2 rRNA genes (1 of these 2 cut by a window edge) are annotated in these 2,816 nt (G+C 55.5%); both read left to right on the plus strand.

The features are described from left to right. Positions 1–2,553 (plus strand): 23S ribosomal RNA (locus tag D779_RS16270) (it extends 326 nt beyond the left edge of the window). Between the two features lie 96 nt (positions 2,554–2,649). After that, positions 2,650–2,765, plus strand: a 5S ribosomal RNA gene (gene rrf, locus D779_RS16275). Positions 2,766–2,816 lie beyond the last annotated feature (51 nt).

The following is a 2,816-nucleotide window of genomic DNA, read 5'->3' on the forward strand; positions in this document are numbered from 1 at the left end:
TGTACACGAAAGCAATCCTGATGTGAAAACGAGTAGGGCGGGACACGTGATATCCTGTCTGAACATGGGGGGACCATCCTCCAAGGCTAAATACTCCCGACCGACCGATAGTGAACCAGTACCGTGAGGGAAAGGCGAAAAGAACCCCGTTGAGGGGAGTGAAATAGAACCTGAAACCGTCTGCGTACAAGCAGTGGGAGCTCGCAAGAGTGACTGCGTACCTTTTGTATAATGGGTCAGCGACTTACTTCTCAGTGGCAAGCTTAACCGACTAGGGGAGGCGTAGCGAAAGCGAGTCTTAAATGGGCGAATAGTCGCTGGGAGTAGACCCGAAACCGGGCGATCTACCCATGGCCAGGGTGAAGGTGCGGTAACACGCACTGGAGGCCCGAACCGGGATCTGTTGAAAAAGATTCGGATGAGCTGTGGGTCGGAGTGAAAGGCTAATCAAGCCCGGAGATAGCTGGTTCTCCCCGAAAGCTATTTAGGTAGCGCCTCGTGTCTCACTACTGGGGGTAGAGCACTGTTTCGGCTAGGGGGCCATCCCGGCTTACCAAACCGATGCAAACTCCGAATACCAGTAAGTGCAATCACGGGAGACAGACGGCGGGTGCTAACGTCCGTCGTCAAAAGGGAAACAACCCAGACCGCCAGCTAAGGTCCCAAAATCATGGCTCAGTGGGAAACGATGTGGGAAGGCCCAGACAGCCAGGAGGTTGGCTTAGAAGCAGCCATCCTTTAAAGAAAGCGTAATAGCTCACTGGTCGAGTCGGCCTGCGCGGAAGATGTAACGGGGCTTAAGCCATGTACCGAAGCTGCGGATGCCTGTAAAGGCATGGTAGGGGAGCGTTCCGTAAGCCGTTGAAGGTGTGTTGTCAAGCATGCTGGAGGTATCGGAAGTGCGAATGCTGACATAAGTAACGACAAAGGGGGTGAGAGTCCCCCTCGCCGAAAGCCCAAGGTTTCCTGCGCAACGTTCATCGGCGCAGGGTGAGTCGGCCCCTAAGGCGAGGCCGAAAGGCGTAGTCGATGGGAAGCCGGTTAATATTCCGGCACCATGCAATACTGCGATGGGGGGACGGAGAAGGCTAGGTCATCCGGCTGATGGTTGCCGGTTCAAGCGAGTAGGGAGATCCCTTAGGCAAATCCGGGGGGTCAATTCTGAGACGTGATGACGAGTGTCTACGGACGCGAAGTGATTGATGCCAAGCTTCCAAGAAAAGCCTCTAAGCTTCAGGTATTGTGTGACCGTACCCCAAACCGACACAGGTGGGCAGGGTGAGAATCCCCAGGCGCTTGAGAGAACTCGGGTAAAGGAACTAGGCAAAATGGTACCGTAACTTCGGGAGAAGGTACGCCCCTGTTAGGTGAAGTGGCTAGCCCATGGAGCCGAGAGGGGTTGCAGTGACCAGGCCGCTGCGACTGTTTATTAAAAACACAGCACTCTGCAAACGCGCAAGCGGACGTATAGGGTGTGACGCCTGCCCGGTGCCGGAAGGTTAAGTGATGGGGTTATCTTCGGAGAAGCTCTTGATCGAAGCCCCGGTAAACGGCGGCCGTAACTATAACGGTCCTAAGGTAGCGAAATTCCTTGTCGGGTAAGTTCCGACCTGCACGAATGGCGTAACGATGGCGGCACTGTCTCTACCCGAGACTCAGTGAAATTGAATTCTCGGTCAAGATGCCGAGTCCCCGCGGCTAGACGGAAAGACCCCGTGAACCTTTACTATAGCTTTGCACTGGACGTTGAACCGACTTGTGTAGGATAGGTGGGAGGCTGTGAACCCAGGACGCCAGTTCTGGTGGAGCCGACCTTGAAATACCACCCTGGTCTGTTTGACGTTCTAACCTGGCCCCGTGATCCGGGGTAGGGACAGTGCATGGTGGGTAGTTTGACTGGGGCGGTCTCCTCCAAAAGCGTAACGGAGGAGCACGAAGGTACCCTAATCCCGGTCGGAAATCGGGAGATTAGTGCAATGGCATAAGGGTGCTTGACTGCGAGACAGACACGTCGAGCAGGTACGAAAGTAGGTCATAGTGATCCGGTGGTTCTGTATGGAAGGGCCATCGCTCAACGGATAAAAGGTACTCCGGGGATAACAGGCTGATACCGCCCAAGAGTTCATATCGACGGCGGTGTTTGGCACCTCGATGTCGGCTCATCACATCCTGGGGCTGAAGTCGGTCCCAAGGGTATGGCTGTTCGCCATTTAAAGTGGTACGCGAGCTGGGTTTAGAACGTCGTGAGACAGTTCGGTCCCTATCTGCCGTGGGCGTTGGAGACTTGAGGGAAGCTGCTCCTAGTACGAGAGGACCGGAGTGGACGTACCCCTGGTGTTCCGGTTGTGTCGCCAGACGCATTGCCGGGTAGCTATGTACGGACGGGATAACCGCTGAAAGCATCTAAGCGGGAAGCCCCTCCCAAGATGAGGTCTCCCCAGGTACTTGATACCTCTGAAGGTCCGTTGAAGACCACAACGTTGATAGGTCGGGTGTGGAAGCGCGGTAACGTGTGAAGCTAACCGATACTAATTGACCGTGCGGCTTGACCATATAACACCCAAATGCGTTGGACTGTGCGCCGAGCGCACCAGCCTACGATCACACCAAATTGCAGCGGGAGGAGCACATCCTCCCGCCCCCAGTTTTCCTGGCGGCCATAGAGCAGTGGAACCACCTGATCCCATCCCGAACTCAGACGTGAAACGCTGCCTCGCCGATGTTAGTGTGGGGCCTCCCCATGCGAAAGTAGGTCACCGCCAGGGCTTTATCCCGAAACCCCTGACTCCCATAAGGAGCCAGGGGTTTCTTCTTTG

This window comes from Imhoffiella purpurea (genome assembly GCF_000585215.1).
Classification (GTDB): domain Bacteria; phylum Pseudomonadota; class Gammaproteobacteria; order Chromatiales; family Chromatiaceae; genus Imhoffiella; species Imhoffiella purpurea.